Here is a 24,715-nt window from a genome sequence, read left to right as displayed (position 1 = left end):
TTTCTCTCTTGCATCTGCGAAGAATCGGCCTACTTTTGGATCATCAGCAACAGAACGAAAGGAAGGTGATCCAATGTCTAATGAGATTTCGGACCTCGTAACGGGCATGGGAGATGTGATGAAAGCGAGGCAGCCCTCGCACTAATCCCCGCCTTCCTGGGGCTGCATAGACAGTCCGGGCCCGTTTGAGGCCAAACTCATGGAAAGGGTCGCCGAGGCGGCCCTTTTTTATTGCCCTGATTTGAGACCATTGACGGACAATCGAAATCTGACTACTCATAAAGTCATCAGATGACTTTATGAGTAGTGGAATGCGCGCGATCAGCAGGACCAATCTCGCCGATGACGCTGTCGAGGCGATCCGCAGCGACATTCTCGGCAAACGCTGGGCGGTCGGCGAGAAATTGCCGAACGAAGCCTCGCTGTCGGCCATGCTCTCCGTCAGCCGCGGTACGGTCCGCGAGGCGGTGCGGGTATTGGTCTCCCAGGGTTATCTGGAAACCCGCCAGGGTTCGGGAACCTATGTTCGCGCGACCAGCGATGCCGGCCGGCCGTTGACGATGGCGCGCCGCGCCAGCCTGCGCGACCAGTTCGAGGCGCGCCTGGCGCTCGACGTCGAGGCCGCCCGGCTGACGGCGGTGCGCAAGAGAGTGGAGACGGTTGCCGAGCTTCGCCGGCTGCTTGCCGAACGCGGCGGTTACGACGGCGGCAACCAGGCCGCCTTCATCGAACGCGACCTTGCCTTCCACAAGGCCGTCATCGCCGCTTCCGGCAACCGGGCGATGATCGAGATCTACGATTTCTTCTCGGCCTCGATCGCCGATACCATCGCTGCCACACTCGGCAGAGATATTCCCGAACCGGATATGCAGGCCCATGCCCATATCGTCGACGCCATCGAAACCGGCGATCCCGACCAAGCAGATGCGGCGGTGCGCCGCTTCATGGCGCCGGTTCTTGCCGCCCTCGACCGGATGATCCTGTCATGACCACACCGTCCGCCGATGTCATCGCCGCGCTTGACGCGGCCGACGAACTGCTGATCGACGCCGAGGCCGGCAGCCTGCCACCGCCGCAGGCAACAGCGGTGCGCGGCGCCGCAGATCGTTTCCTGCTTGGCGCCAGCCTGGTGCTGATCGCCTTCAACCTGCGCCCGGTCTTTTCGAGCGCCTCGGCGCTGCTGCCGGAAATCCGCGCGGAACTTGGCCTCAGCGCGCTTGGCGCCAGCCTGCTGACGACGCTACCGGTCGTCTGCCTCGGCGCCTTCTCGCCGCTGGCGCCGCGTCTTGCCCAGCGCCTCGGCACGGAACGCACGCTGCTCGGGGTTATTCTGCTTCTGGCACTCGGCACTGCATTGCGCGGGTTCTCCTCGGTGCCGCTGCTGTTCATCGGCACCGCCCTTGCCGGCGCCTGCATCGCTGTCGGCAACGTGCTGCTGCCGGGGCTGGTGAAACGGGATTTCGCCGGACGCGCCGCGCTGATGACCGGCTTCTACACGATGGCGCTCTGCGCCGGTGCGGCCAGTGCGGCCGGGCTGACACTGCCGATCGAACACGCTCTCGGCGGCTCTCTCGACGGCGCGCTCGCCGCCTGGGCCCTGCCGGCGCTCGCCGTCAGCCTGCTCTGGCTGCCGCAGGTTCTGCGCAGCGGCAGGCAGGCCAGGCGAAACGGATTTCATGTCAAAGGCCTGTGGCGCGACCGGCTGGCCTGGCAGGTGACGCTGTTCATGGGGCTGCAATCGGCGCTTGCCTATTGCGTCTTCGGCTGGCTGGTGCCGATCCTGCGCGAACGCGGTTTCGACGGCATCACTGCCGGGGCAATCGTTTCGCTGTCGGTGATGGTGCAGGCGGCATCCTGCCTGATCGTGCCGCATATCGCCGTGCGGGGGAAAGACCAGCGGCTGATCAATGCGAGCCTTTGCGGCGTCGCCGTCACCGCCCTGCTCGGCCTGCTGTTTGCGCCGCTGCCGACGGTCTGGCTGTGGGCTGTGCTGCAGGGCATCGGCCAGGGCGGGCTGATCGCGGCGGCGATGACGACGATCGTGCTGCGCTCGCGCGATCCCGATGTCGCCGCCCATCTTTCCGGCATGGCACAATGCGTCGGTTACCTGCTTGCATCAATCGGCCCGCTCATCGTCGGGCTCATCCGCGATTGGAGCGGCAGCTTTTCCTGGTGCGCCGCCCTCTTCGTCGCGCTCGGGCTCGGAGCGGCAATCAATGGCTGGAAGGCCGGCCGGTCGGTCGAGATCAACGTCCATGCGGTGGAGAAGGCGAGCTGAGCCCTCACCGGCCCATCACCATCGCTTGATGCCGGTCGCCGGCGGCGGATGCTACGCTATCTCTCAGCCCCATTACCCACCGTCGGAGAAGCACCTTGCGCCTACGAACCCTCTTTCTGCTTGCCGCTCTTGCGGCGTCGCTCGTCCCTGGCCTTTCTCCCGCGCAGGACAGCGGCAAAGGCCGGGCGAATGTCGAAAGCGGCACGCGCGACGGCGTGCTGAAGCTGCTGCCGGCCGATTCCGTCACCGAGCACGAACTGACGATCGGTGGCCGTAAGATTGCCTATACCGCAACCGCCGGCACGCTGGATCTCTTCGGCCAGGACGGCGCGCCGGCCGGGGCAATCTTCTACACCGCCTATATCGCGAAGGACGGAGGGCCGGACCGGCCGCTGACCTTTGCCTTCAACGGCGGGCCGGGTGCCGCGTCCGCCTTCCTGCATCTCGGGCTGGTCGGGCCTGAGGTGCTCGACTTCGGGCCTCACGCCCGTGACGGCGCCCATGCAAAACTCGTCGACAACCCGCAAAGCTGGCTGGATTTCACCGATCTGGTGCTGATCGACCCGATCGGCACCGGCTGGAGCCGGACGGCAAAGGCGGACGACGCTTCCAACTATTACAACGTCAACGCAGACGCCCAGAGCATCGCCAAGGCGATCGCGCTCTATGTCGCGCACAACAACCGCTCCAACGCGCCAAAATATCTTCTCGGCGAAAGCTACGGCGGCTTCCGCGCTGCCAAGGTCGCTTCCACGCTGCAGGAAAGCCAGGGCATCATCGTCGCCGGCGCGGTGATGCTGTCGCCCCTGCTCGAGGGACAGTTGATGTTCAATGCCGACCAATTCGCGCTCGGTGCCGCCCTGGAGCTGCCGTCGCTGGCGGCGGCCGAACTCGACCGGCACAATGCTTTCGACGAAGAGAAGCAGCGCGAGGCCGAAACCTTCGCGCTCGGCGATTATCTGACGACGCTCGCCGGGCCGCCGCCGACGGGTGCCGGGGCCACCGCCTTCTATGGCAGGATCGCCGGGCTGACGGGTATTCCCGAGGATATCGTCACCCGCAACCGCGGCTTCCTCGGCAATTCCTTCGTCAAACACTCTGATGGGGGCAGCGGCGAAGTGATGAGCCCCTACGACGCCGCCTTTGCCACCCCCGACCCCTATCCGGAATCGGATTACGACCGGGGCGACGACGCCATCCTCGACGGCTTCACCCGCGCCTATGGCGGCGCCTTTGCCGATTACGCCCGCAACACGCTCGGCTTCAAAACCGAGATGACCTATTCGCTGCTCGACGGTGATATCAGCCGGCGCTGGGAATGGGGCGGCGGGCGCGGCGGCGGATCGCGCCTCCAGGCGAGTGCCACAGACGACCTCCGGCAGTTGCTCGCCTCGAACCCGGCCTTCCACCTGTTGATCGCGCATGGCTACAGCGATCTCGTGACGCCCTACGGCGTCAGCCGCTATGTGGTCGACCACCTGCCGCCCTCTCTCACCGCCGGCCGCGTCGGGCTGAAACTTTATCGCGGCGGCCATATGTTCTATACCAAGGTCGATCAGCGGGCCGCCTTCACAGCGGATGCCAAGGCCTTCTACGCCACACGCCCGGCCGCGCAGCCGGCGGATTGAGGATGTCGATGCATATCACCGGAGGATGCCATTGCGGAGCGATCCGCTATCAGGCCGAGATCGATCCGGAGCGGGTGTCGATCTGCCATTGCACCGATTGCCAGCGATTGACAGGTTCGGCCTATCGCATCACCGCGCCAGCGCGGCCGGGAAGCTTCACGCTCACATCAGGCGAACCGCGCGGCTACAGCAAATATGGCGACAGCGGCGGCCTCAGCCGGCAGTTCTTCTGCCCGAATTGCGGGTCGCCGCTTTACCGCACCAATGGCGACGGCGGCGCGATCGGCATCCGCCTTGGCGGCATCGACCAGCGGCGAGACCTCACGCCAAGGAAACAGATATGGTGTCGGTCGGCCCTGCCCTGGGTGGAGAATATCGAGCCGCTGCCACGGTTCGATCGCGAGGATTAGAGTCTGCAGGGTATCACGCCGCCTTGGCGGCGTGATATTCTTTGATGGCGACCATCTTGATCGCCGGATGGCGTTCGGACTCGTAGCGCAGCGAGAAACCGTCCTGGGCGAGGAAGACCGGATCGCCGTCGAGATCGCGGGCGATATCGCCGCGTTTGACGGTGAGGAATTTTTCCAGATCGGCCGTCTGATCGGCCGAAATCCAGCGGCAGACGGAGAAGCGCGACATTTCGAAGGAGACCGGCAGGCCGTATTCGGCCATCAGCCGCTCCTTCAGGACGTCGAGCTGCAGGGCGCCGACGACGCCGACGATTGCCGGTGAGCCGTCCTCAGGCGAAAACAACTGGACGACGCCTTCTTCGGCCATCTGCTGCAGGGCTTCCTTCAGCTTTTTCGCCTTCATCGCGTCTTCCAGGCGCACGCGGCGCAGGATCTCGGGCGAGAAGTTCGGCACGCCCTGGAAGACCAACGATTCGCCTTCGGTCAGCGTATCGCCGATGCGCAGCGTCCCGTGATTGGGAATGCCGACGACATCGCCGGCATAGGCGGTGTCGGCGAGCTGGCGCTGCGAGGCGAAGAAGAATTGCGGCGCCGTCAGGCCGAGCTGCTTGCCGGTGCGGGCAAGCCTTGCCTTCATGCCGCGCTCGAGCTTGCCGGAGCAGATGCGGGCAAAGGCGATGCGGTCGCGGTGGTTGGGGTCCATGTTGGCCTGGATCTTGAAGACGAAGGCGGTCATCTTGTCGTCGGTCGCATGCACCGTCCTGGTATCGGCAACCTGGTCGCGCGGCGGCGGCGCAAATTCACCGAGCGCGTTGATCAGGTCGCGGACGCCGTAATTGCGCAGCGCCGAGCCGAAGAAAACCGGCGTCATATGACCTTCCAGGAAGGATTGGCGGTCGAAGGGGCGGCAGGCCTCGATCGCCAGTTCGGTCTCCTCGACGAAGACCTGGCGCTCGTTTTCCGGCAGCCGGCCGGCAACGCTCTGCGGGCCGTCGACCGGCGTTCCCTCGATTTCGGTATCCGAGCCGCGCACCGTGTTGGCAGCGATATTGTAGGAGCCGCAGAAGGTCTTCGAGCGGCCGATCGGCCAGGTGATCGGCGCCGTATCCAGCGCCAGCTTTTCTTCCACCTCGTCAAGAATCTCGAAGGGATCGCGGCTTTCGCGGTCCATCTTGTTGATGAAGGTGATGATCGGGATATCGCGCATGCGGCAGACTTCGAAAAGCTTCAGCGTGCGTGGCTCGATGCCCTTGGCGGCATCGATGACCATGACGGCGGCATCGACGGCGGTCAGCGTGCGATAGGTGTCGTCGGCGAAATCCTCGTGGCCTGGCGTGTCGAGGATGTTGAAGACATTGTCGTTATATTCGAAGGTCATCACCGAGGTGACGACGGAGATGCCGCGCTCGCGCTCGATCTTCATCCAGTCGGAGCGCGTCTGCATGCGATCCTTCTTCGCCTTGACTTCGCCGGCAAGCTGAATGGCGCCGCCGAACAGCAGCAGCTTTTCGGTGAGCGTCGTCTTGCCCGCGTCCGGGTGGGCGATAATAGCGAATGTGCGGCGGCGGGAAACCGCCTCGGCGAGACTTTCGGCCATACTATGAATCCTGTGGAATTGCCGCGTATCTAACGATTAAAGCCCGGCTTTGCAATTGACCTCGGCGCTCCGGGCGCAAAGTAATGGGCATGACCATTCATCACGATACGCGCCCGACGCTGAACCTCATCCGCCTGGCCAATGGCGAAGGCCTCGACCTGCCTGCCTATGAAAGCAAGGGGGCAGCCGGCATGGACCTGCGCGCCGCCGTCGACGCGGCAGCACCGCTGACGCTGCTGCCCGGCAAACGGGCGCTGGTGCCGACCGGCTTCATCTTCGAGATCCCCGAGGGGTTCGAGGGTCAGGTGCGGCCACGCTCCGGCCTTGCCTTCAAACACGGCATTACCTGCCTGAATTCGCCAGGCACCGTCGACAGCGACTATCGCGGCGAGGTGAAGGTGCTGCTCGCCAATCTCGGCGAGGAAGCCTTCACCGTCGAGCGCGGCATGCGCATCGCCCAGATGGTGATCGCGCCGGTGAGCCAGGCGCGGGTGGCCGAAAGTGCCGCGGCAAGCGAAACGACACGCGGCGCCGGCGGCTTCGGCTCCACCGGCGTGTGATGAACAAGCGCCCCGACAGCGCGGGCCTGACCTTCCGCCAGGATTATTTCGGCGATCCGGCCGGTTGGGCGGCCTTGGTCTGCCTGCTCCAGGATATTTTCGGCATCGATATCGGCCCGCTGCAGCAGCTCGGCGGCCCCGATCCCACCAGTATGCCGTTCGGCTGGTTCGATGCCGAGGGCGCACTTGCGGCCAATATCTCGGCCTTTGCACTGCCCTTCGTCCTCAACGGCCGGATAATCCATGCCGCCGGGCTGCAATCGGGTGCGGTGCGGCCGCCATGGCGTGGCCGCGGGCTCTATCGTGATCTGACGGTGAAGGCGCTCGACTGGTGCGAGCGGCAGGGTTTTGAAGCCGTCATCCTCTACACCGACAAGCCGTCGCTCTACGAAGCGTATGGTTTTCGCGCGATACCGCAGCATCGATATGAAGGAGCGGCACCAGACCCCTCGATTTTTTCAGGCACCGCCCGGCTGCTTACGCCGAGCAATGCCGATGATCTTGCTCTGCTGCAATCGCTGCTGAAAGCGCGAAGCCCGGTTTCGTCGTCGCTGTCGGTGACAGTCAACGCGGCGATGTTTCTCATCAATACGCAGCTCGATCCCGATGTCCGCGTCAGCTTGCTGGAAGACCGGCAGGCTATCATCGCCTGGAAGATGGATGCGGCGGGCCGCTTCAGCCTTCTCGATGTCGTGGCGACGGAGATCCCGACAATTGAAGAAATCCTCGGCGGGCTCGACATCGCCTCCGCCGCCGTCGAGGTGTTTTTCCGTCCCGACAAGCTAGGCTGGGCGGGTGCCCCGCAGCCGGTAAACAGCGGCACGGTGTTGATGCTGCGCGGGCTCGGCGATGAGGTCCCGCATTTTCCGGCGATGCTGTCGCCGATGGCGGATTTCTAAAGCTCTTTATTTTGATGCGTGTCGTTGGGAATCGCTGCACACTTTCGGGCGACATGCATTGGAGGCACGTGCCGAGTTTACTTTTTCCGAGACAGCGGCGGCAGGCGGCGTTTGACGGGCGAGGCCTTGATCATCGCGGTGTTGGTTTCCGCCCGTTCGGCGACCCTGTCGAGGAGACCGTCGAGCTCCGCCATCGAGCGGATGACCAGGCGGGCGATGAAACAATCCTCGCCGGTCACCTTGTCGCATTCGACGATTTCGGGAATGTCCTGGATGATGCGCTCGACGATGTGCAGCTGCCCCGGCAGCGGCCGCACACGGACGATCGCCTGCAGGGGATAACCGACGGCGGCGGGGTCGAGATCGATGGTGAAAGCCTTAATGACGCCGCGCTCCTCCAGCCGCCGCAGGCGCTCGGCAGCACTCGGCGAGGAAAGCCCCACCTGCTGCGCCAGCTCCTTCAGCGAGATGCGCGCATTGCCGGCCAAGGCTTCCAGAATGGCCTGATCGATGTCATCCAGCGATTGCGCATCATTAGCCATTGAGTCAATTTTCCCTCTCATGATTAGGCAAGATCGATCGCCTTCCTTCCTATCCTTATATAAAATCGCCTGTCGCTGCAATATTCTGATGTCACTGAAAACGGAGGTGATCATGGGCAGCGACATCAAAAGAGGCACGGCGGAAATGACGGCAGCGATGCTGATCTCGGGGACGATCGGCTGGTTCGTCGTCATGTCCGGCCAGCCGGTCAGCGGCGTGGTTTTCTGGCGCTGCCTGTTCGGCGCGCTCACCCTGCTCGTCATCTGCGGCGCCCTCGGGCTGCTGCGGCCCGGTATTCTGACGCTTCGTACCTTCGGCATCGCCGTCTTCGGCGGCGTCGCCATCGTCTTGAACTGGCTGCTGCTGTTTGCCTCCTACTCGCATGCGACGATCTCGGTCGCCACGACCGTCTACAACACCCAGCCCTTCATGCTGCTGGTGCTCGGCGCGCTGTTTCTCGGCGAAAAGATCACCGCGACCAAGCTGTTCTGGCTGGTGCTCGCCTTCGCCGGCATGATGGCGATCGTTCAGGGGAAACCAGGTGGAAGCGGCGATGCGCTGGACGGCTACGGCCTCGGTATCCTGATGGCGCTGGGCGCGGCTTTCTTCTACGCGCTCGCAGCGCTCGCCGCGAAATGGCTGAAGGGCACGCCGCCGCATCTGATCGCGCTGATCCAGGTCGCGACCGGCATGCTGATGCTGGCGCCGATGACCGACTTTTCGCATCCGCCCACGGATGTGGGGACATGGGCGATCCTGATTATCGTCGGCGTCGTCCATACCGGCCTGATGTATGTGCTGCTCTATGGCGCCATCCAGAGGCTGCCGACGCACCTCACCGGCGCCCTCTCCTTCCTCTATCCGATCGCGGCGATCCTCGTCGACCGGCTGGCCTTCGGCCACGCGCTGCAGCCGATGCAGATCGCCGGCGCCGCAATCATCCTCATTGCCGCCGCCGGCATGAACCTCGGCTGGAGCCCAAGATGGCTGCGGCCGCGGGCGCTGCAGGGCTAAGAGCCGGGCGTGGCGCACATATGACACCCGCCCGGCTACCGATATTATTTCTGCCGCCGAGTCGTTTCGAACAGGAACCAGGTGCGGCGCTCACCCTCGTCGATCCAGTTCTCGATCAGACTGGCGGTTGCGACATCATTATGCTCGTCGCAGAGACCATGCACCTCGCGCAGCAGCGAAACGAGCTGACCATTGTCCTCGCGCAGTTCCGACAGCATGTCCTCGGCCGTGACGAAATCGGCGTCATTATCGGTTATGCGCTGCTGGCGGGCGATCTGGCCGATGGAGCGCAGCGTCACGCCGCCGATCTTGCGGGCGCGCTCGGCAATGTCGTCGGTCATGGCGAAGATCTGCTCTGCCTGTTCGTCGAGCAGCAGGTGATAATCGCGGAAATGCGGGCCGGACATGTGCCAGTGGAAGTTTTTGGTTTTCATATAAAGGGTGAAGACATCGGCAAGCAGCGCGGTCAGCGCCGCCGAAATATCGGTGACGGCATTGGTCGGCAGGGTGGATGGCGTCTTGAGCGGCGAAAGTCTGCGGGTCTCGGCTGAGGACGGGGACATTCATTTTCTCCTTGGTGATGAAATCTCGACGGCGCCGTCGGTCTTTTCGGGAAGCGCGAAGGCTGCCGATGGCGCGCGTGCAGAGAGAAAACTAGCAAGGCCGGATCGCTTTCCAAGTGGCTTATCGTTCAACAGACCTATTCCTTATGGTTATGGACCGATCAGCGCCGAAGCATTGATGAGGCGGCGACGCGCGCCTATAGAGAGATCGCGCAATCCAGTGGATATCAAAGATGAGCCTTACCGCCCTGATCGCCTATGCCGGAGCGCTGTTCATCGCAGCCGCCATCCCCGGACCCGGGATTACCGCGATCGTCGCCCGCGCGCTCGGCTCGAATTTCCGCGAGACCTTTTTCATGGGCCTCGGCCTGGTGCTCGGCGATATGACCTATCTGACCGCGGTCATTCTCGGCCTTGCCTTCGTGGCGCAGACCTTCACCGAGGTGTTCATCGTCATCAAGATCGCCGGCGCCCTCTATCTCGGCTATATCGCCTGGAAACTCTGGACGACGGGGCTGCTGCCGCAGGACATCGAGGCGCGGAAATCCAGCAATATCGGCCTGTCCTTCCTTTCCGGCCTGCTGGTGACGCTCGGCAATCCGAAGACGATGCTGTTTTATGTCGCGCTTGCGCCGACGCTGATCGATATCGGCAATATCGGACTGGGTGACTATGCGCTGCTGCTCGCAGTGACCTTCGTGGTGCTGATCGTGGTCCTGGTGCCCTATATGCTGCTGGCCTCGCGGGCCCGCACGATGCTGAAGCGACCGCGCGCCCTGCAGGCGCTGAACCGGGTTGCTTCAGGCATCCTGGCCGGCACGGCGGCCTTCATCGCCACCCGGGCGGCCTGAAATAAACATCCGGCAAGAACCGGTTTTCAAAGGTTTTTTTCTCCGCGCGCCGCTCCCTCGGGTGATCGCGGTCTGGCCTCTTCCGGTCTTTGACCCTATTCTCCCCTCGATTTCAGGCGCAGGATTTCAAAGGGAGAGCATCCATGTCGCACAAGCCCGGCCGCGGCCGCATCTATTCCTCGATCACCGAGACCATAGGCAACACGCCGCTCGTGCGCTTCGACAAGCTGGCGCGGGAAAAGGGCGTGGTGGCGAACCTGATCGGCAAGCTCGAATTCTTCAACCCGATCGCCTCCGTCAAGGACCGCATCGGCGTGGCGATGATCGAAGGCCTGGAAGCGCAGGGCAAGATCACCCCTGGAAAGACGGTGCTGATCGAGCCGACCTCCGGCAATACCGGCATCGCGCTTGCCTTTGCCGCCGCCGCCAAGGGTTATCGGCTGATCCTCACCATGCCGGAAACCATGTCGGTCGAGCGCCGCAAGATGCTGGCGCTGCTCGGCGCCGAGCTGGTGCTGACCGAGGGACCGAAGGGCATGAAGGGCGCCATTGCCAAGGCCGAGGAACTGGCCGGCTCGCTTCCCGATGCCGTCATTCCGCAGCAGTTCGAAAATCCGGATAATCCGGAGATCCACCGCAAGACGACGGCTGAGGAAATCTGGAACGACACCGACGGCACGGTCGACATCCTCATCTCCGGCATCGGCACCGGCGGCACGATCACCGGCGTCGGCCAGGTGCTGAAGAGCCGCAAACCCGAGATCCAGATCATCGCCGTCGAGCCCGCCGATTCGCCGATCCTCTCCGGCGGCAATCCCGGCCCGCACAAGATCCAGGGCATCGGCGCCGGCTTCGCCCCAAAAATCCTCGATACCGGCATCTACGACGAGGTCGTCACCATCACCAATGACGAGGCCTTCGAACAGGCGCGCCTCGTCGCCAGGCTCGAAGGCGTACCGGTCGGGATCTCCTCGGGCGCGGCACTGGCGGCCGCCATCAAGATCGGCAGCCGGCCGGAGAATGCCGGCAAGAACATTGTGATCATCATTCCGTCCTTCGCGGAACGTTATCTGTCGACGGCGCTGTTTGAAGGGCTGGGTAGCTGACGCAGGCATTGGCGGGGCTCTCGGTCGTTCATGCTCGTAGGTTATTCGAGGTGTAGACGGCCGAGGGCAAGCTCTATCTCTTTGTAGCAATTGACCGAGCCCTCGCGCTCAACGTCCTTCGTTTGATGTGCGCACTCGTGCTTCTGTGTCATTCTTCATCTTCCCCCACGCCGTGCTGTTTTCGAAATACCCTTTCATCTTTTTCCAATCATCAAGCCGAGCGACAACGACCTTAGGGTCAAGAGGCTCGCGTGGAGCAATTCGATGTTCGAATAACTCACCCACGAGGAGGTTCTGCATGTCGATTTGGAAGTCGTAGATGAAGCCACCGAAGCTATCAATCGCGTTGATGAGCGCGTCGGTCGCTACTTCGAGCCCTTGAATGGTAGCGGCATCCGGCAAGGTCCACGGAAAAAGCGATCCTTGTTGAGGACTATTCGGGTTCTCCGCTGGCATCAAGCGAATTGCGAGACTGCGGTACGGGGTGAACGCGATGCCCTCGTCATGCAGCGCGACGTTGAAAGCTGTACGGTACATTTCAAGGCCTGGATGGATGACGCCCCATCGCTCAGTCAAGGAGATCAGGGCTATTGCCGCCTGGCTGAAGCGCCCCTGCTCTTCGAACAAAGCCGGTGCCCGAGCCTTCGGGATGCGCCAATTTAGGCCTGCCTGCGACATCTCCCTGTAGAGCTTTAGGTCAGTGACAAACCCGCGAGCGTAGGACGAATATGACACCTCTGCATCAACCGCGTTATGACACAGATCAACAATCTCTTTGTAAATTTGCATTCTCAGTTTGAGCGCTTCGGTATGTCTAACCTGCGCGGTGGCGCGTTTGGCTTGCTTGGCATTCTGCCAAATGACAACCAGAGCACCTAAGGTGGCTGCGATAACTGTTGCGATTGCGCCGATGAATGGTGTGAGCGAAGCCCATGGAACTCTGTGCCACAATTGGGAAAGGAAGTTAGACATTGGGCTCCCGCATTTGATGCGTAACCAGAATAATCGTAGGCGAGTGTAGTAATACAACCCTTTCCGACGAAAATTTCATGCTGAATAGGTGGACACTAGCAAATCAGGCGAGGTCGAGGGGACGCCGGCTTTCACCGCAATCACATGGCAGCTGGCAGCGGCTTTTGGCGCTCTCGCTGTCAGAACGTTCTCTCTTCTCACGCAGCTACCGTCAGCCTCTCACCCGCAATCCTGTAGGAGATCGCCTCAGCCAGATGCATTCGGCCGACCGTCGGTTTGCCGTCGAGGTCGGCGAGGGTTCGGGCGACCTTGAGGACGCGGTGGTAGCCGCGGGCGGAGAATTTCATTTTTTCGGCGGCGTCGCGCAAGAGCTGCAGGCCGCCGGCGTCGGGTTCGGCGAGCTTCTCGATCATCGCGGTGGAGCAGCGGGCGTTGGTGCCGATGCCCTTGGCGCCGGCGGCCTCGAAGCGCTGCTGCTGGATTTCGCGGGCGCGGGCGACGCGGCGGGCGACGTCGGCGCTGGCCTCGGCCGCCATCGGCCGGATCAGATCGGCAGCGGAGACGGCCGGCACGTCGATGCGGATATCGATGCGGTCCATCAGCGGGCCGGAGATGCGGGCCTGGTAATCGCTCATGCAGCGCGGACCGCGGGCGCAGGTGTGGCCGGGTTCGCCTGCCATGCCACAGCGGCAGGGGTTCATTGCCGCGATCAGCTGGAACTTCGCCGGATAGGAAACGCGGTGATTGGCACGCGCAATGACGCATTCGCCGCCTTCGAGCGGCTGGCGCAATGCATCGAGCGCCTGCGGGGTGAATTCGGGAAACTCGTCGAGGAAGAGCACGCCGTGATGGGCAAGCGAGGCTTCGCCCGGCCGGGCGCGGATGCCGCCGCCGACCAGCGCCGCCATGGTGGCGGAATGGTGCGGGGTGCGGAAGGGCCGGCGGTCGGAAAGTTTGCCGCCGGAGAGCTGGCCGGCGATCGAATGGACCATCGACACTTCAAGCAGTTCAGCGGCCGAGAGCGGCGGCAGGATCGACGGCAGCCTTGACGCCAGCATCGACTTGCCGGAACCGGGAGGACCGACCATCAGCAGATTATGGCCGCCGGCGGCCGCGACCTCAAGCGCGCGCTTGGCGCTTTCCTGGCCCTTGATCTCGGCAAGATCGGGCAGATTGGCGGCATTGGCGCGGATCGATGCTTCCGGCCTAGAAAGGACCTGCGTGCCGCGGAAATGGTTGGCAAGGGCAATCAGGCTGCGCGGTGCGAGGATATTGACCTCGGCGCCGGCCCAGGCAGCCTCGGCGCCGCTTTCGGCCGGGCAGATCAGCCCCTTGCCGAGCCCATTGGCGCCGATGGCGGCCGGCAGTGCGCCAGATATGGCGGCGATCGTGCCGTCGAGGTTGAGCTCCCCGACGACGACATAGTCCGCCAATGCGGCGGCGGGAATCGCGCCGAGTGCGGCCATCAGGGCGAGGGCGATCGGCAGGTCGAAATGCGAGCCTTCTTTCGGCAGATCGGCCGGCGCCAGGTTGACGGTCACCCGCTTGGCCGGCAGCGCCAGGCCGGAGGCGTGAAGGGCGGCCTGCACACGCTCGCGGCTTTCAGCCACCGCCTTATCAGGCAGGCCGACGATCTGCATGCCGACTTTGCCGGGAGCGACCATGACCTGGACCTCGACCGGCACACCTTCGATGCCCTGAAATGCCACCGTACTGACACGCGCGACCATAACTCCATCCCCTGCCCGCAAACTCTTATACCGCCCGCAACCCTTCAGGGCCAGCAGTTGCAATCTGGCACGAGAACGGGAATAAAACAAGAACAAGAAAGGAACGTAGTCAGATATAGACTGTGACCGGGGTTGTGCCCAGTCACAGCAGCAGCGTGAGGTCGCGGAGCCGCAGGCTCAGCCGCGTTTGCGCTCGATCGCATCCCAGAGCAGGCTTGCGATATCGGCGCCGCCGAACTTCTTGACTTCGCGGATGCCTGTCGGCGAGGTGACGTTGATCTCGGTCATGTAATCGCCGATGACATCGATGCCGACGAGCAGGAAGCCGCGTTCTCTGAGCGCCGGGCCGATGCGGGCGCAGATTTCCTTTTCGCGTGACGTCAGCTCGGTCGCCTCGGCGCGGCCGCCGACATGCATGTTGGAGCGGCTGTCATGTTCGGCCGGCACGCGATTGATGGCGCCGGCGAATTCGCCGTCGACCAGGATGATGCGTTTGTCGCCCTTGCGCACGTCGGGAAGATATTGCTGGGCGATGAACGGCTCGCGGAAGAGCTGGCCGAACATTTCCAGCAGCGAGGAGAGATTGCGGTCGTCGCGGGTCGAATGGAAGACGCCGGCGCCGCCATTGCCGTAGAGCGGCTTCAGGATGATATCGCCCATCTCGTCGCGGAAGCGGCGGATCTCGGCGGCATCCTTGGTGATCAGCGTCTTCGGCATCAGGTCGGCGAATTCGGTGACGAAGATCTTTTCCGGCGAATTGCGCACCCAGGCCGGATCGTTGACGACGAGCGTCTTCGGGTGGATGCGCTCGAGCAGATGCGTCGAGGTGATATAGGCCATGTCGAAGGGCGGGTCCTGGCGCAGCAGCACGACGTCCATGGTGGAGAGATCGACGCGCTCAGGGGTGCCAAGCTCGAAGTGATCGCCCTTGACGTCGCGCAGCAGCATCGGCTCGACGCTGGCATAGAGCTTGCCGTCACGGAAGCTCAGGCGCTCGGGCGTGTAATGGAACAGCCTGTAGCCGCGCACTTGCGCTTCCAGGCTCATGGCGAAGGTGGAATCGCCCGCAATATTGATGCCGGCGACATGGTCCATCTGGACCGCTACATTGGTGATCTTGGCCATTTCCGTCCCTCGCTGAATGCCGGACAGATGTAGGTCGGAGAGATATCAGATGCAACGGCCAATCAGGGTTTCCGGCGCTACCCAATTACCGGGTTTCGAGGATCCGCATCAATCGGCCGCGATAGCTGTCGAGGATGACGGCAAGGACGATGACGGCGCCGATGACGATCGGCTTGATATTGTCGTCGGCGCCCAGCAGCTGCAATCCGGTCGACAGCACCTGCAGAATGCAGGCGCCGACCAGCGTGCCGATGATCGAGCCTTTGCCGCCCGAGAGGCTGGTGCCGCCGATGATGACGGCGGCGATGGCATTCAGCTCATAACCGATGCCGGCAACCGGGCTGCCGACATTGAGGCGGAGCAGATAGACCATGGCGGCGATGCCGGCGGTCAGCCCTGAGATGGTGAAGACCGCGATCTTGTATTTTTTCGGCTGGTGTCCCGAGAGCCGGACAGCCTCTTCATTGGTGCCGATGGCGAAGACGAAGCGGCCGAAGACGGTATAACGCAGCACGAACCAGCCGATGAGGACGACGGCGACCGCAATCAGAAAGATCGACGGGAGTATGCCCCAGAAGATCAGGTTGCCGAAATCGACGAAAGGCTGCGGCAGGCCGGTGATCGTGGAGTTATCGCTGACGACGCGGGCCAGGCCGCTGGCGACGTTGAGCATGCCAAGGGTGACGATGAAGGAGGGAAGCTTCCACTTCTCGCAGATCCAGCCGTTGACGGCGCCAAGCACAGCGCCGGTGCCCATCGACGCCAGACATGCGAGAATGATCGCCTGCCACGGCGAAAAGGCCGGATTGATCATGATCGTGGCGCCGATCACCGTGCAAAGGGCAAGCAGCGATCCGACCGACAGGTCGATGCCGCCGACCAGGATGACGAAGGTCATGCCGGCAGCAAGGACGGTGTTGATGGCGATCTGCACGAAGATCTTCAGGAAATTCTCAGGCGTGGCGAAATAGGGCGCAGTCGCCGAGAAAAACGCCAGGATCAGGATGAGGGCGATGGCGACGCCCGCCTCCTTCATCGAGATCCTGATCAGCTTGTCCCAGAAGCGCGCCTCTTTTGCCTCGGTCTGTTTTTCAATGTTGGCGGACACGACTGTACTCCTTGTAGGCGAGCGACAGGATCCTGCTCTCGTCAAATTGTTCGCGCGCGATTTCGCCGGATATCTTGCCGTCGGAGAAAACGATGATGCGGTGGCAAATGCCCATCAGTTCCGGCAGATCCGAAGATACCACCAACACGCCTTTTCCTTCGGCGGCAAATTTCCACAGCAGCTCATAAATTTCGGCCTTGGCGCCAACGTCGATGCCGCGGGTCGGCTCATCGAAGATCAGCACCTTGGGGCCGCGGAACAGCCATTTGGCGATGACCACCTTTTGCTGATTGCCGCCGGAAAAGGTCCTGACGGCCTGATGAATGGAGGGGGTCTTGATCCGCAGCTCGCGCACCAGGCGCTGGGCGTGATCATCCTCCGCTTTGCCGTTGATCAGGCCGTTGCGGGAGATCTTGGCGAGGTCGGTAATCGTGGCGTTTTGGGCGCAGCTCATGTCGAGCATCAGGCCCTGCATCTTGCGGTCTTCGGTCGCCAGGCAAAGCCCGGCGGCAACGGCATCCCTCGGCGAATTGATTTCGACCGGCTGGCCATTCAGGCGGATTTCGCCTGATGCCTTGACGTCGGCGCCGAAGAGAGCCCGAACCGCCTCGGTGCGGCCGCTGCCGACAAGGCCGGCAATGCCGACGATTTCGCCCTTTGCCACAGAAAATGACAGTTCCGGGCTGTTGCGCGTCACCTTCAGGCCGGAAACGCCGAGCGCTTCGCCAGATACGATGCTGTCGCCTTTGAAGATGCCGTGATCGGAAAGCTTGCGCCCGACCATCAGCTCGACGATGTCAGGGATACCAAGCCCTGCCAGCGGACGGGTGATCACATGCTGGCCGTCGCGCAGCACCGTCACATCGTCACCGACGTCGAAGATCTCCTCCAGCCGATGCGAGATATAAAGCGTGGTGACGCCGCGGCCCTTCAGACGCTTCAGGATTTCGAACAGGCGATCGACCTCCTTGGAGGTCAGGGTCGCCGTCGGTTCATCGAGAACGAGAAGCTTGCTTTCGTAGCAAAGCGCCTTGGCGATCTCGACCAACTGAAGCTGCGCAACGCTGAGGCTGCTTGCCAGCGTCGTCGGGGCGACGTATAGGCCGACCTCTTCGAGGAGCTCGGCCGCCCTGGCGTTCATCGCCTTATAGTTCACCAGGCCGTATCGGCGCGGCAGATGCTCAAACAGCAGATTTTCGGCAACCGTCAGGTTGGAGAGGGGATGCAGTTCCTGGTGAATGACACGGATGCCGGCCTTGAACGCCTCCAGCGGCGAGGAGGGATGGTAGGGCTTGCCGTCAAACAGGATGTGGCCGTCATCCGGCCTGAAGACGCCGCCGAGCAGATTGATCAGCGTCGACTTTCCGGCCCCGTTTTCACCGAGAAGAACGTGTCCCTTGCCGCGGCCGATCCGCATCGAGACATCCTTGAGCGCCACGACGCCGGGGAAGCGCTTGCCGATCCCTTCCAGTCTCAGGATGTCGTCATCTGCTGCGTCTGACACGTCGACCTCATGCACGATTAGGCGATTCTCCACGAGGGGCGCATCGGGGAGGCTCGCAAGCAAGCCTCGTCCGGAGCGATCAACGCGTCGATCGGTGGGAGTCGTTGGCGCCGGCAGCAAGCCGGCGCCTCATTGTCGTGTTGTCGGTAATCCCGATTATTTCAGATCGGCTGCCGTGACCAGCTTGACGTCGGTCTTGACCCAGCCGGTGAATTTTTCGCCGGCAAGTTCCCGCATGCCATAGTCGATGCCCATGACGGCCATCTGCGCGCCATACTGTTCGACGGTGGCGAGCATCTTGCCATCCTTGATCAGCGGCTGAACGGGCGGAATGTTGTCGAAGCCGACGACCTTGATCTTGCCGGCCTGGCCGGCCGCATCGAGAGCCTTGACGACGCCGAGGGCCATGGAGTCGTTGGCGGCCATGACGCCATTGATATCCTTATATTTCGTCAGGAAATTGGTCATGACGGTGTTGGCTTCCTCAGTCTCCCAATGGGCGGTCTTGCTGTCGAGAAGCTCAAGCTTGCCGGTTTTGATGGAACCCATGAAGCCTTCCTTGCGCTCCTTGCCATTGTCGGCCTCGGGGTTGCCCTCGAGGATAACCACCTTGGCGCCCGGTCCGAGGTCCTTGGCAAGCGCATCGCCGGCAAGCTTTGCGCCTTCCTTGTTGTCAGGACCGAAGAAAGCCAGATCGATACCGGCCTTCTTCTTGGCATCGGCATCGAGCGGCACGTCGATGTTGATGACCTTGACGCCGGCCTTGACCGCCTTTGCCAGCGGCGTTGCCATCGCCTTGGAATCGGCCGGTGCTACGACGATGATATCGTATTTCTGGGTGACGAAGTTCTCGACGGCGTCGACCTGCGAGGCGAAGTCACGCTCGTCCTTCATACCGACGGCTTTGAAGTCGAACTTATCCTTGTTCTCGGCCGCATATTTGTCGGCGCCGGCCTTCATCTGCTTGAAGAACTCATTCGACAAGGACTTCATGATCAGGCCGACCTTCGGCTTCTCGGCCGCAAAGGCAGGCGACACGCTGCAAGACAGCGCCAGCACCAAGCTGCCGGCAAGGCCGAGCTTCAGGGCCGCACGGCGCGGTGCATTGATCAAGACGGATTGACGCTTAGAATTGGACATATTTTCCTCCCGAACGGCTCTGGGCTCAGCTCCATCTGAGTTGCCCGCGGCAAATGAACCGTTTCCAACGCGAACTGGGTAACACGCCCCCAGGAATTGTCAAGATGCCTTCGATGAGGCAGACAGCTCAAAGAAGCGGCAATATTCACCTCTTTGGTCACCTGTATGATGAACCGGTTCCATTGAGTGGCGCACCGCCTTCATGCTAGAAGAGACGACCATGATGACTGACGTGCAGCCCTTTGACTGGGGCAGCAAAGACCATTAGCTGGAAGTCGCAGTCAGGCGCCCCCGGGCGTCTTGCGAAGGCGAAGAAGAAGGGCAACTGTTTCTGTCATGTCAAAGGTCGGGATTAGAGAGGTTGCCACGCTTGCGGGAGTTTCCACCGGCACCGTTTCCAGGGTTTTGAACGATCATCCCTCGGTGACCAAGGAGTTGCGGGCGCGCGTCACCGGGATCATCAAAGACCTCGGCTATATGCCCGACCCGTCGGCGCGAAGCATGCGCAGCAAGGTCAGCCGCCTGATCGGCATCGTCATTCCGGATCTGACCAATCCGTTCTTCTCGGAGCTTGTGCAATCGGCGGAACAAGCGGCGGCCAATCACGGCTACAATATCATCGTCATGACCTCGCTGGATCATGCCGCCAAGGAAGCCGATCGCATCCGGCAGCTGACGAGCCGCAAGGTCGACGGCATCATCCTTGTTCCGAGCAATGATTTCCATACGATCAAGCTGCCGAAGGGATTGCCGATCGTCGTCGTCGACCGTCTGATGCCGGGATATTCCGGCATTGCCGCCGATCACCGCAACGGCGTTCGCCTTGGTGTCGAGCATCTTGTCAGGCTCGGGCATCGCCGCATCGGCTTCATCTCGGGGCCTGGGCATTCCGTCCCCGCCAATGATCGCCTGATGGGTTATCTCGACGCATTGGAGCAGATGGACGGCGGCGCGAAAATGGCAGGGCCGCCCCTGATTGCCGAGGCGGCTTTCGACTATGAGAGCGGTCGTTCGGCGGGAAATTACCTTTTGGCCCGGGCCCGCAACGAGCGGCCGACGGCGATCTTTGCAAGTTCGGACCAGCAGGCAATCGGCTGCATGCGGGCCGCCCATGATCTCGGAATCCCGATCCCTGCCGCGCTTTCGATCATGGGCTTCGACGGTATCCCGCTCGCCAGCATGACGACGCCGCGGCTGACGACGGTGAAGCAGCCGATTCAGGACGTGGCCGCCGCCGCGGTCGCCGTTCTGTTGAACAAGCAGACCGCGCCCGAACTCGACAATCCGATCCTGTTTGCATGCGAGGTTCTAAACGGCGAAACCACCGCCCCGCCCCAGCCGGATTAGCACATGATTGGCCGCGCTTTTCAGGCGGCGATGCCCTGATTGCCGCCATTGCGCAGCATGTTGCGGAGACGATAGGCGATCGCCAAGGGCTTCGGAAAGGGTTTGCGCAGGAAGGCGACCTTGCGGACATAGTTGTCGACGCGCCAGCTTGCCCAGGTTCCGCCGGCGAAAAAGGCGACGTCGCCGGCGCAGAGCGTTCGTTCGGTGCCGTCCTCGGCGGTGATGTGGACCTCGCCTTCGAGGATCATCACGGTCTCGTCCCAACCGAAATACCAGCGGAATTCGCCTGATGTGCAGTCCCAGATCGCCGTCAGCGAGGCCTCGTCATGGCCGCGGGAATGTTCGGCGGTGCGGGCCTGCGGGTTGCCGCTGACGATCCAGTCCGGATTGATCGGCGAAGGCTTCAGCGGCAGCAGGTCGCTTGCATGGGCGACGAAAGATTTCCCCGCCGGCTTCGCCACGGCATAAGGCACCGAGCGCGCGGCCATGGCGACCGCACTTGCAAGCATCAGCTTCCAAGCCATGAAACAACCCCCAATTGTTATCCCTACCGAGATCTGGGTAGCAGAAAGTCGTAAGAAGCTGGTTCACGCCGGGACTAAAAGTTTAACGATTGGGCAAGCGATCTTGAAAAAGCGGGCTAGAAAGCGTCCGGAAAGTGCCGCGGCAGCCGGCCGGGCGTGACCGCGACGATATCATAGCGCTGGGAAAGACGGGCCTGATCCGCCTGGCGGGCGAGCCAGAGATCGCTTGCCGCTCTTATTCGTTTTTGCGCAAAGACAGAGACGGCGTCGACGGCTGCGGCCTCGCCATGGCGGGCCTTGACCTCGACGAAGACGGCGAGATCGCCCTTGCGGGCGATAATATCGATCTCGCCGAGCCGGGTGCGGTGGCGCAGCGCCAGGATGCGGTAACCCTTCAGCATCAAAAAAACGGCGGCGACATATTCCGACATCAGGCCCCGGCGTAGCGCCTTCCTTCGGATGGCGGTGCGCTCGTTATCGCCCATCGGCGCCCTTCAGCTCCAGCAGGCGCTGGTAAAGCACCTTGCGCGGCAGGCCGGTGAGACGGGCCGCCTCGGTCGCGGCCTTGGCCGTCGGCATGGTCTTGACGAGATCGGCCAGCACCGCTTCGACATCGGCCTCCGGCGTTTCCACAGGCTCCGGCGGGCCGACGACGAGGACGATCTCGCCCTTGACGTTTTCCACCTGCTGATAATGCGCGGCAAGCTCGCCAAGCGTGCCGCGGCGGAATTCCTCAAAAGTCTTGGTCAGTTCGCGGCAGACGGAGGCGGGCCGGGTGCCGCCCAGCACATCGGCGGCGGCGAGAAGCGTGGCGCCGATGCGATGGGGCGATTCAAAAAAGATCAGCGTTGCCGGGGCTGCGGCAAATTCGCCAAGACGATCGCGGCGGGCCTTATCCTTGACCGGCAGGAAACCGGCAAACAGAAAGGCATCGTTGGGCAGGCCGGAGCCGACAAGGGCTGCAAGCGGGGCCGAGGCGCCGGGAATGGGAATGACGCGGTAACCTGCCGTGATCGCCTGCTGCGCCAGCCGATAACCGGGATCGGAGACCAGCGGCGTGCCGGCATCCGACACCAGCGCCACCGAGCGGCCGGCCTCCAGCGCCTGGATGAGCCGGGGGCCGGCCTCGTCGGCATTGTATTCGTGATAGGCGAAGGGGCGGTTCTGGATGCCGTAGCGGTCGAGCAGCACGCGGGTGACACGCGTATCCTCGCAGGCAAGCACATCGGCGCCGGCCAGCGTTTCCAGCGCGCGCAGCGTGATATCGCCGAGATTGCCGATCGGAGTGGCGACCAGATAAAGCGCCAGCTCCAGCGGCCGCGCCGGCACCGCCATATTGTGCAGGCGGAAGCTTCGCCGGCTGGCGGCCTGCTCTGTCGTTTCCTCATTCATGCCATTTGCTTTCGTCCCGCCGTCATCGCGCCTTTATGGGCGAGCGGCACGGCTTCGGCAAGGGTTCGGATTTCTGTGCGCATTGCGCTGGAAAACCGCAAATGCAGGCGCTTGGCTCTGCATGCCTCTTGCAAACCGATGCTGAAGTCTGCCATTTTGCCCGTCCACTCCCCCGGCCCAGGCCGGGAAAGCATTCTTCGGGTGCTCGATGCGCCCGGACAGTCACGGTCGAAAGCGGTAGCATCCCATGCGTATTACTATTGAGCGGTCAAACCTGTTGAAATCGCTGAACCACGTGCACCGCGTGGTCGAACGTCGCAACACGATCCCGATCCTGTCCAACGTATTGCTGAAGGCCGATGGCCAGAACCTCGACATGAAGGCGACCGACCTCGACCTGGAGATTACCGAGGCGACGCCGGCAAACGTCGAACAATCAGGCGCCACCACCGTTCCCGCCCATCTTCTCTACGATATCGTGCGCAAGCTTTCCGACGGATCGGAAGTGCTGCTGGCGACCAGCGCCGACGGCGGCTCGATGACCGTGCAGTCCGGCCGCTCGAAATTCTCGCTGCAGTGCCTGCCGCAATCGGACTTCCCGGATCTGACCGCCGGCACCTTCACGCATTCCTTCAAGCTGAAGGCGGCCGATTTGAAGATGCTGATCGACCGCACGCAGTTCGCGATCTCCACTGAGGAGACCCGCTATTATCTCAACGGCATCTTCTTCCACACGATCGAGAGCAAGGGCGACCTGAAGCTCAGGGCGGTTGCCACCGACGGCCACCGGCTAGCGCGCGCCGATGTCGATGCGCCCTCCGGCTCCGAAGGCATGCCCGGCATCATCATTCCGCGAAAGACGGTCGGCGAGTTGCAGAAGCTGGTCGACAATCCCGAGGTGATGGTGACGGTCGAGGTCTCCGACGCCAAGATCCGCATGACGATCGGCTCAATCGTTATGACCTCGAAGCTGATCGACGGCACCTTCCCGGACTACCAGCGGGTCATCCCGACCGGCAACGACAAGGAAATGCGCGTCGACTGCACGACCTTCGCCCAGGCCGTCGACCGCGTCTCGACCATTTCCTCCGAGCGCGGCCGCGCCGTGAAGCTGGCGCTGTCCGAAGGGCAGCTGATGCTGACCGTCAACAATCCGGATTCCGGCAGTGCGACAGAAGAAGTCGCCGTCGGCTACGACACGGATGCGATGGAAATCGGCTTCAATGCCAAGTACCTGCTCGACATTACCGCGCAGCTTTCCGGCGAAGAAGCGATCTTCCTGCTGGCCGATGCCGGCTCGCCGACGCTGATCCGCGACACGGCGGGCGACGATGCGCTCTACGTGCTGATGCCGATGCGCGTCTGACGGGAACGAAGGCCGCCCGTCACCGTTTTTCCTCCTATCGAAGCGGAGGATTGCTCCTCCTCTGAAAACGGAGGATGCGATGATGACAAAGACGGGAATGGTACGCATCGGCGTGTCCGGCTGGACCTACGCGCCCTGGCGCGGCCAATTCTACCCGGAGGATCTGCCGCAGAAGCAGGAGCTCTCCTACGCCGCCCGACACTTCCCGTCGATCGAGATCAACGGCACTTTTTACAGTCTGCAGCGTTCCGAAAGCTTCGGCCGCTGGCGCGACGAAACGCCCGCTGATTTCGTCTTCGCGGTCAAAGGGCCGCGCTTCATCACCCATATGCTGCGGCTGCGCGAGATCGAGACGGCGCTCGCTAATTTCCTTGCTTCCGGCCTTTTGCGGCTTGGCCCGAAGCTCGGGCCGATCCTCTGGCAATTCCCGCCGAACATGGCCTTTGATCCCGATCTTTTCGAAAATTTCCTGACGCTGCTGCCGCAGGACCGCGATGCGGCGACAGCACTCGCTAGGCGGCATGACGGGCACGTCAAGGGCCGGGCCTGGCTTCGAAGCGACGGCCATCAGCCGATCCGCCACGCGCTCGAAATCCGCCACGACAGCTTCCGCTCTGCCGCTTTCATCGAGATGCTCCGGCGACATAATGTCGCCCTCGTCTGCGCCGACACCGTGGAATGGCCGCTGCTGATGGATGTCACCGCCGATTTCGTCTATTGCCGCCTGCATGGTTCCGAACAACTCTATGTCAGCGGCTATGAGGACGAGGCACTCGACCTATGGGCAGACCGGATCCGTTGCTGGGCAACCGGCGGGGAACCGAAGAATGCGACGCGGGTGCTGGCGCCGCTTACAACGCGCAACACGGGCCGCGACGTTTATCTCTATTTCGACAATACCGACAAGAAGCTGCGCGCGCCCATCGACGCCGATCATCTGAGCGAACGGCTTGCCGATCTCATGCCGCGTTCGGCGCCGAAAGCCGCATGAGCTGTTGATGCCGATGTCCTTGTTGCGAAAATCCTTGTCCCGGCAGCGACAAGCAGCATATTAAGGC

At 62.6% G+C, this 24,715-nt stretch carries 25 protein-coding genes; 12 read left to right on the top strand and 13 right to left on the bottom strand.

Features of this window, described 5'->3' with window-relative positions:
* Positions 1–311: 311 nt before the first annotated feature.
* The 4 genes from GR197_RS01330 to GR197_RS01315 all read left to right on the top strand — a co-directional run bounded on the left by GR197_RS01330 (position 312) and on the right by GR197_RS01315 (position 4,316).
* Positions 312–989: a FadR/GntR family transcriptional regulator gene (locus tag GR197_RS01330; RefSeq protein ID WP_164006242.1), complete on the top strand. Its 678-nt coding sequence runs from the start codon at positions 312–314 to the stop codon at positions 987–989.
* Complete coding sequence (locus GR197_RS01325; RefSeq protein ID WP_164006241.1) at positions 986–2,278, top strand: CynX/NimT family MFS transporter; 1,293 nt, start codon at positions 986–988, stop codon at positions 2,276–2,278. The genes GR197_RS01330 and GR197_RS01325 overlap by 4 nt, the downstream gene beginning before the upstream one ends.
* A gap of 95 nt (positions 2,279–2,373) precedes the next feature.
* Positions 2,374–3,906: a S10 family peptidase gene (locus GR197_RS01320; RefSeq protein ID WP_164006240.1), complete on the top strand. Its 1,533-nt coding sequence runs from the start codon at positions 2,374–2,376 to the stop codon at positions 3,904–3,906.
* Positions 3,907–3,914: 8 nt separating this feature from the next.
* A complete protein-coding gene (locus GR197_RS01315) occupies positions 3,915–4,316 on the top strand; it encodes a GFA family protein (RefSeq protein WP_164006239.1) in 402 nt (133 codons plus the stop codon).
* A 13-nt stretch (positions 4,317–4,329) separates the two neighbouring features.
* On the opposite strand, the gene GR197_RS01310 is transcribed toward GR197_RS01315, so the two are convergent.
* The gene (locus GR197_RS01310) at positions 4,330–5,913 is read right to left on the bottom strand and encodes a peptide chain release factor 3 (RefSeq protein WP_164006238.1); all 1,584 of its coding nucleotides are present in this window, start codon (positions 5,911–5,913) and stop codon (positions 4,330–4,332) included.
* Between the two features lie 89 nt (positions 5,914–6,002).
* Between GR197_RS01310 and dut the strand changes: the two genes are divergently transcribed.
* Together dut and GR197_RS01300 are read left to right on the top strand one after the other, a co-directional pair.
* On the top strand, positions 6,003–6,473 hold the full coding sequence (gene dut / locus GR197_RS01305) for a dUTP diphosphatase (RefSeq protein WP_164006237.1): 471 nt from the start codon (positions 6,003–6,005) through the stop codon (positions 6,471–6,473).
* On the top strand, positions 6,473–7,372 hold the full coding sequence (locus GR197_RS01300) for a GNAT family N-acetyltransferase (RefSeq protein ID WP_164006236.1): 900 nt from the start codon (positions 6,473–6,475) through the stop codon (positions 7,370–7,372). The genes dut and GR197_RS01300 overlap by 1 nt, the downstream gene beginning before the upstream one ends.
* 77 nt (positions 7,373–7,449) lie before the next feature.
* Here the strand turns inward: GR197_RS01300 and GR197_RS01295 are convergent, their stop codons facing one another.
* Positions 7,450–7,914 carry an Lrp/AsnC family transcriptional regulator gene (locus GR197_RS01295; protein ID WP_164006235.1) on the bottom strand — a complete coding sequence of 155 codons (465 nt, stop codon included), beginning with the start codon at positions 7,912–7,914 and terminating at the stop codon, positions 7,450–7,452.
* 112 nt (positions 7,915–8,026) lie between these two features.
* Here GR197_RS01295 and GR197_RS01290 point away from each other — a divergent pair, with 112 nt between their 5' ends.
* Complete coding sequence (locus tag GR197_RS01290) at positions 8,027–8,929, top strand: DMT family transporter (RefSeq protein WP_164006577.1); 903 nt, start codon at positions 8,027–8,029, stop codon at positions 8,927–8,929.
* Between the two features lie 44 nt (positions 8,930–8,973).
* On the opposite strand, the gene GR197_RS01285 is transcribed toward GR197_RS01290, so the two are convergent.
* Positions 8,974–9,492, bottom strand: a complete 519-nt coding sequence (locus tag GR197_RS01285; protein WP_164006234.1) for a Dps family protein — start codon at positions 9,490–9,492, stop codon at positions 8,974–8,976.
* A 233-nt stretch (positions 9,493–9,725) separates the two neighbouring features.
* On the opposite strand from GR197_RS01285, the gene GR197_RS01280 reads away from it, so the two are divergent.
* Positions 9,726–10,343: a LysE family translocator gene (locus tag GR197_RS01280; protein WP_164006233.1), complete on the top strand. Its 618-nt coding sequence runs from the start codon at positions 9,726–9,728 to the stop codon at positions 10,341–10,343.
* Between the two features lie 143 nt (positions 10,344–10,486).
* Positions 10,487–11,449 (top strand): cysteine synthase A, encoded by a 963-nt coding sequence (cysK, locus tag GR197_RS01275; RefSeq protein WP_164006232.1) that lies wholly within the window; start codon positions 10,487–10,489, stop codon positions 11,447–11,449.
* A 108-nt stretch (positions 11,450–11,557) separates the two neighbouring features.
* Here the strand turns inward: cysK and GR197_RS01270 are convergent, their stop codons facing one another.
* From GR197_RS01270 to GR197_RS01245, 6 genes are all read right to left on the bottom strand, one after another.
* A complete protein-coding gene (locus GR197_RS01270) occupies positions 11,558–12,421 on the bottom strand; it encodes a hypothetical protein (protein ID WP_164006231.1) in 864 nt (287 codons plus the stop codon).
* A 197-nt stretch (positions 12,422–12,618) separates the two neighbouring features.
* Entirely contained in the window at positions 12,619–14,151 is a 1,533-nt protein-coding gene (locus tag GR197_RS01265) for a YifB family Mg chelatase-like AAA ATPase (protein ID WP_164006230.1), read from the bottom strand.
* A gap of 177 nt (positions 14,152–14,328) precedes the next feature.
* Positions 14,329–15,276, bottom strand: coding sequence for a glutathione synthase (gene gshB / locus GR197_RS01260; protein WP_164006229.1), 948 nt, complete (start codon positions 15,274–15,276; stop codon positions 14,329–14,331).
* 85 nt (positions 15,277–15,361) lie between these two features.
* A complete protein-coding gene (locus GR197_RS01255) occupies positions 15,362–16,384 on the bottom strand; it encodes an ABC transporter permease subunit (protein ID WP_164006228.1) in 1,023 nt (340 codons plus the stop codon).
* The gene (locus GR197_RS01250) at positions 16,368–17,888 is read right to left on the bottom strand and encodes an ATP-binding cassette domain-containing protein (RefSeq protein WP_164006227.1); all 1,521 of its coding nucleotides are present in this window, start codon (positions 17,886–17,888) and stop codon (positions 16,368–16,370) included. The genes GR197_RS01255 and GR197_RS01250 overlap by 17 nt, the downstream gene beginning before the upstream one ends.
* A gap of 156 nt (positions 17,889–18,044) precedes the next feature.
* Positions 18,045–19,028 carry a sugar ABC transporter substrate-binding protein gene (locus GR197_RS01245; RefSeq protein WP_164006226.1) on the bottom strand — a complete coding sequence of 328 codons (984 nt, stop codon included), beginning with the start codon at positions 19,026–19,028 and terminating at the stop codon, positions 18,045–18,047.
* A gap of 336 nt (positions 19,029–19,364) precedes the next feature.
* Between GR197_RS01245 and GR197_RS01240 the strand changes: the two genes are divergently transcribed.
* Complete coding sequence (locus tag GR197_RS01240) at positions 19,365–20,375, top strand: LacI family DNA-binding transcriptional regulator (protein ID WP_164006225.1); 1,011 nt, start codon at positions 19,365–19,367, stop codon at positions 20,373–20,375.
* A 20-nt stretch (positions 20,376–20,395) separates the two neighbouring features.
* On the opposite strand, the gene GR197_RS01235 is transcribed toward GR197_RS01240, so the two are convergent.
* The 4 genes from GR197_RS01235 to GR197_RS01220 all read right to left on the bottom strand — a co-directional run bounded on the left by GR197_RS01235 (position 20,396) and on the right by GR197_RS01220 (position 22,446).
* Complete coding sequence (locus tag GR197_RS01235; RefSeq protein WP_164006224.1) at positions 20,396–20,899, bottom strand: cupin domain-containing protein; 504 nt, start codon at positions 20,897–20,899, stop codon at positions 20,396–20,398.
* A gap of 116 nt (positions 20,900–21,015) precedes the next feature.
* Positions 21,016–21,384, bottom strand: coding sequence for a YraN family protein (locus tag GR197_RS01230; RefSeq protein WP_164006223.1), 369 nt, complete (start codon positions 21,382–21,384; stop codon positions 21,016–21,018).
* Positions 21,374–22,291, bottom strand: coding sequence for a 16S rRNA (cytidine(1402)-2'-O)-methyltransferase (gene rsmI / locus GR197_RS01225; RefSeq protein WP_164006222.1), 918 nt, complete (start codon positions 22,289–22,291; stop codon positions 21,374–21,376). The genes GR197_RS01230 and rsmI overlap by 11 nt, the downstream gene beginning before the upstream one ends.
* Complete coding sequence (locus tag GR197_RS01220; RefSeq protein ID WP_164006221.1) at positions 22,288–22,446, bottom strand: methyltransferase; 159 nt, start codon at positions 22,444–22,446, stop codon at positions 22,288–22,290. Before GR197_RS01220 ends, rsmI begins: the two co-directional genes overlap by 4 nt.
* Positions 22,447–22,538: 92 nt before the next feature.
* Between GR197_RS01220 and dnaN the strand changes: the two genes are divergently transcribed.
* Positions 22,539–23,657, top strand: a complete 1,119-nt coding sequence (gene dnaN / locus GR197_RS01215) for a DNA polymerase III subunit beta (protein ID WP_164006220.1) — start codon at positions 22,539–22,541, stop codon at positions 23,655–23,657.
* A gap of 79 nt (positions 23,658–23,736) precedes the next feature.
* Complete coding sequence (locus GR197_RS01210; RefSeq protein WP_164006219.1) at positions 23,737–24,648, top strand: DUF72 domain-containing protein; 912 nt, start codon at positions 23,737–23,739, stop codon at positions 24,646–24,648.
* Positions 24,649–24,715 lie beyond the last annotated feature (67 nt).

Origin of the sequence: Rhizobium phaseoli (genome assembly GCF_010668805.1) — a bacterium.
GTDB classification, from domain to species: Bacteria; Pseudomonadota; Alphaproteobacteria; order Rhizobiales; family Rhizobiaceae; genus Rhizobium; species Rhizobium phaseoli_A.
Note: the sequence above shows the minus strand (reverse complement) of the source record. Positions and strands in the feature narration are given on the sequence as shown.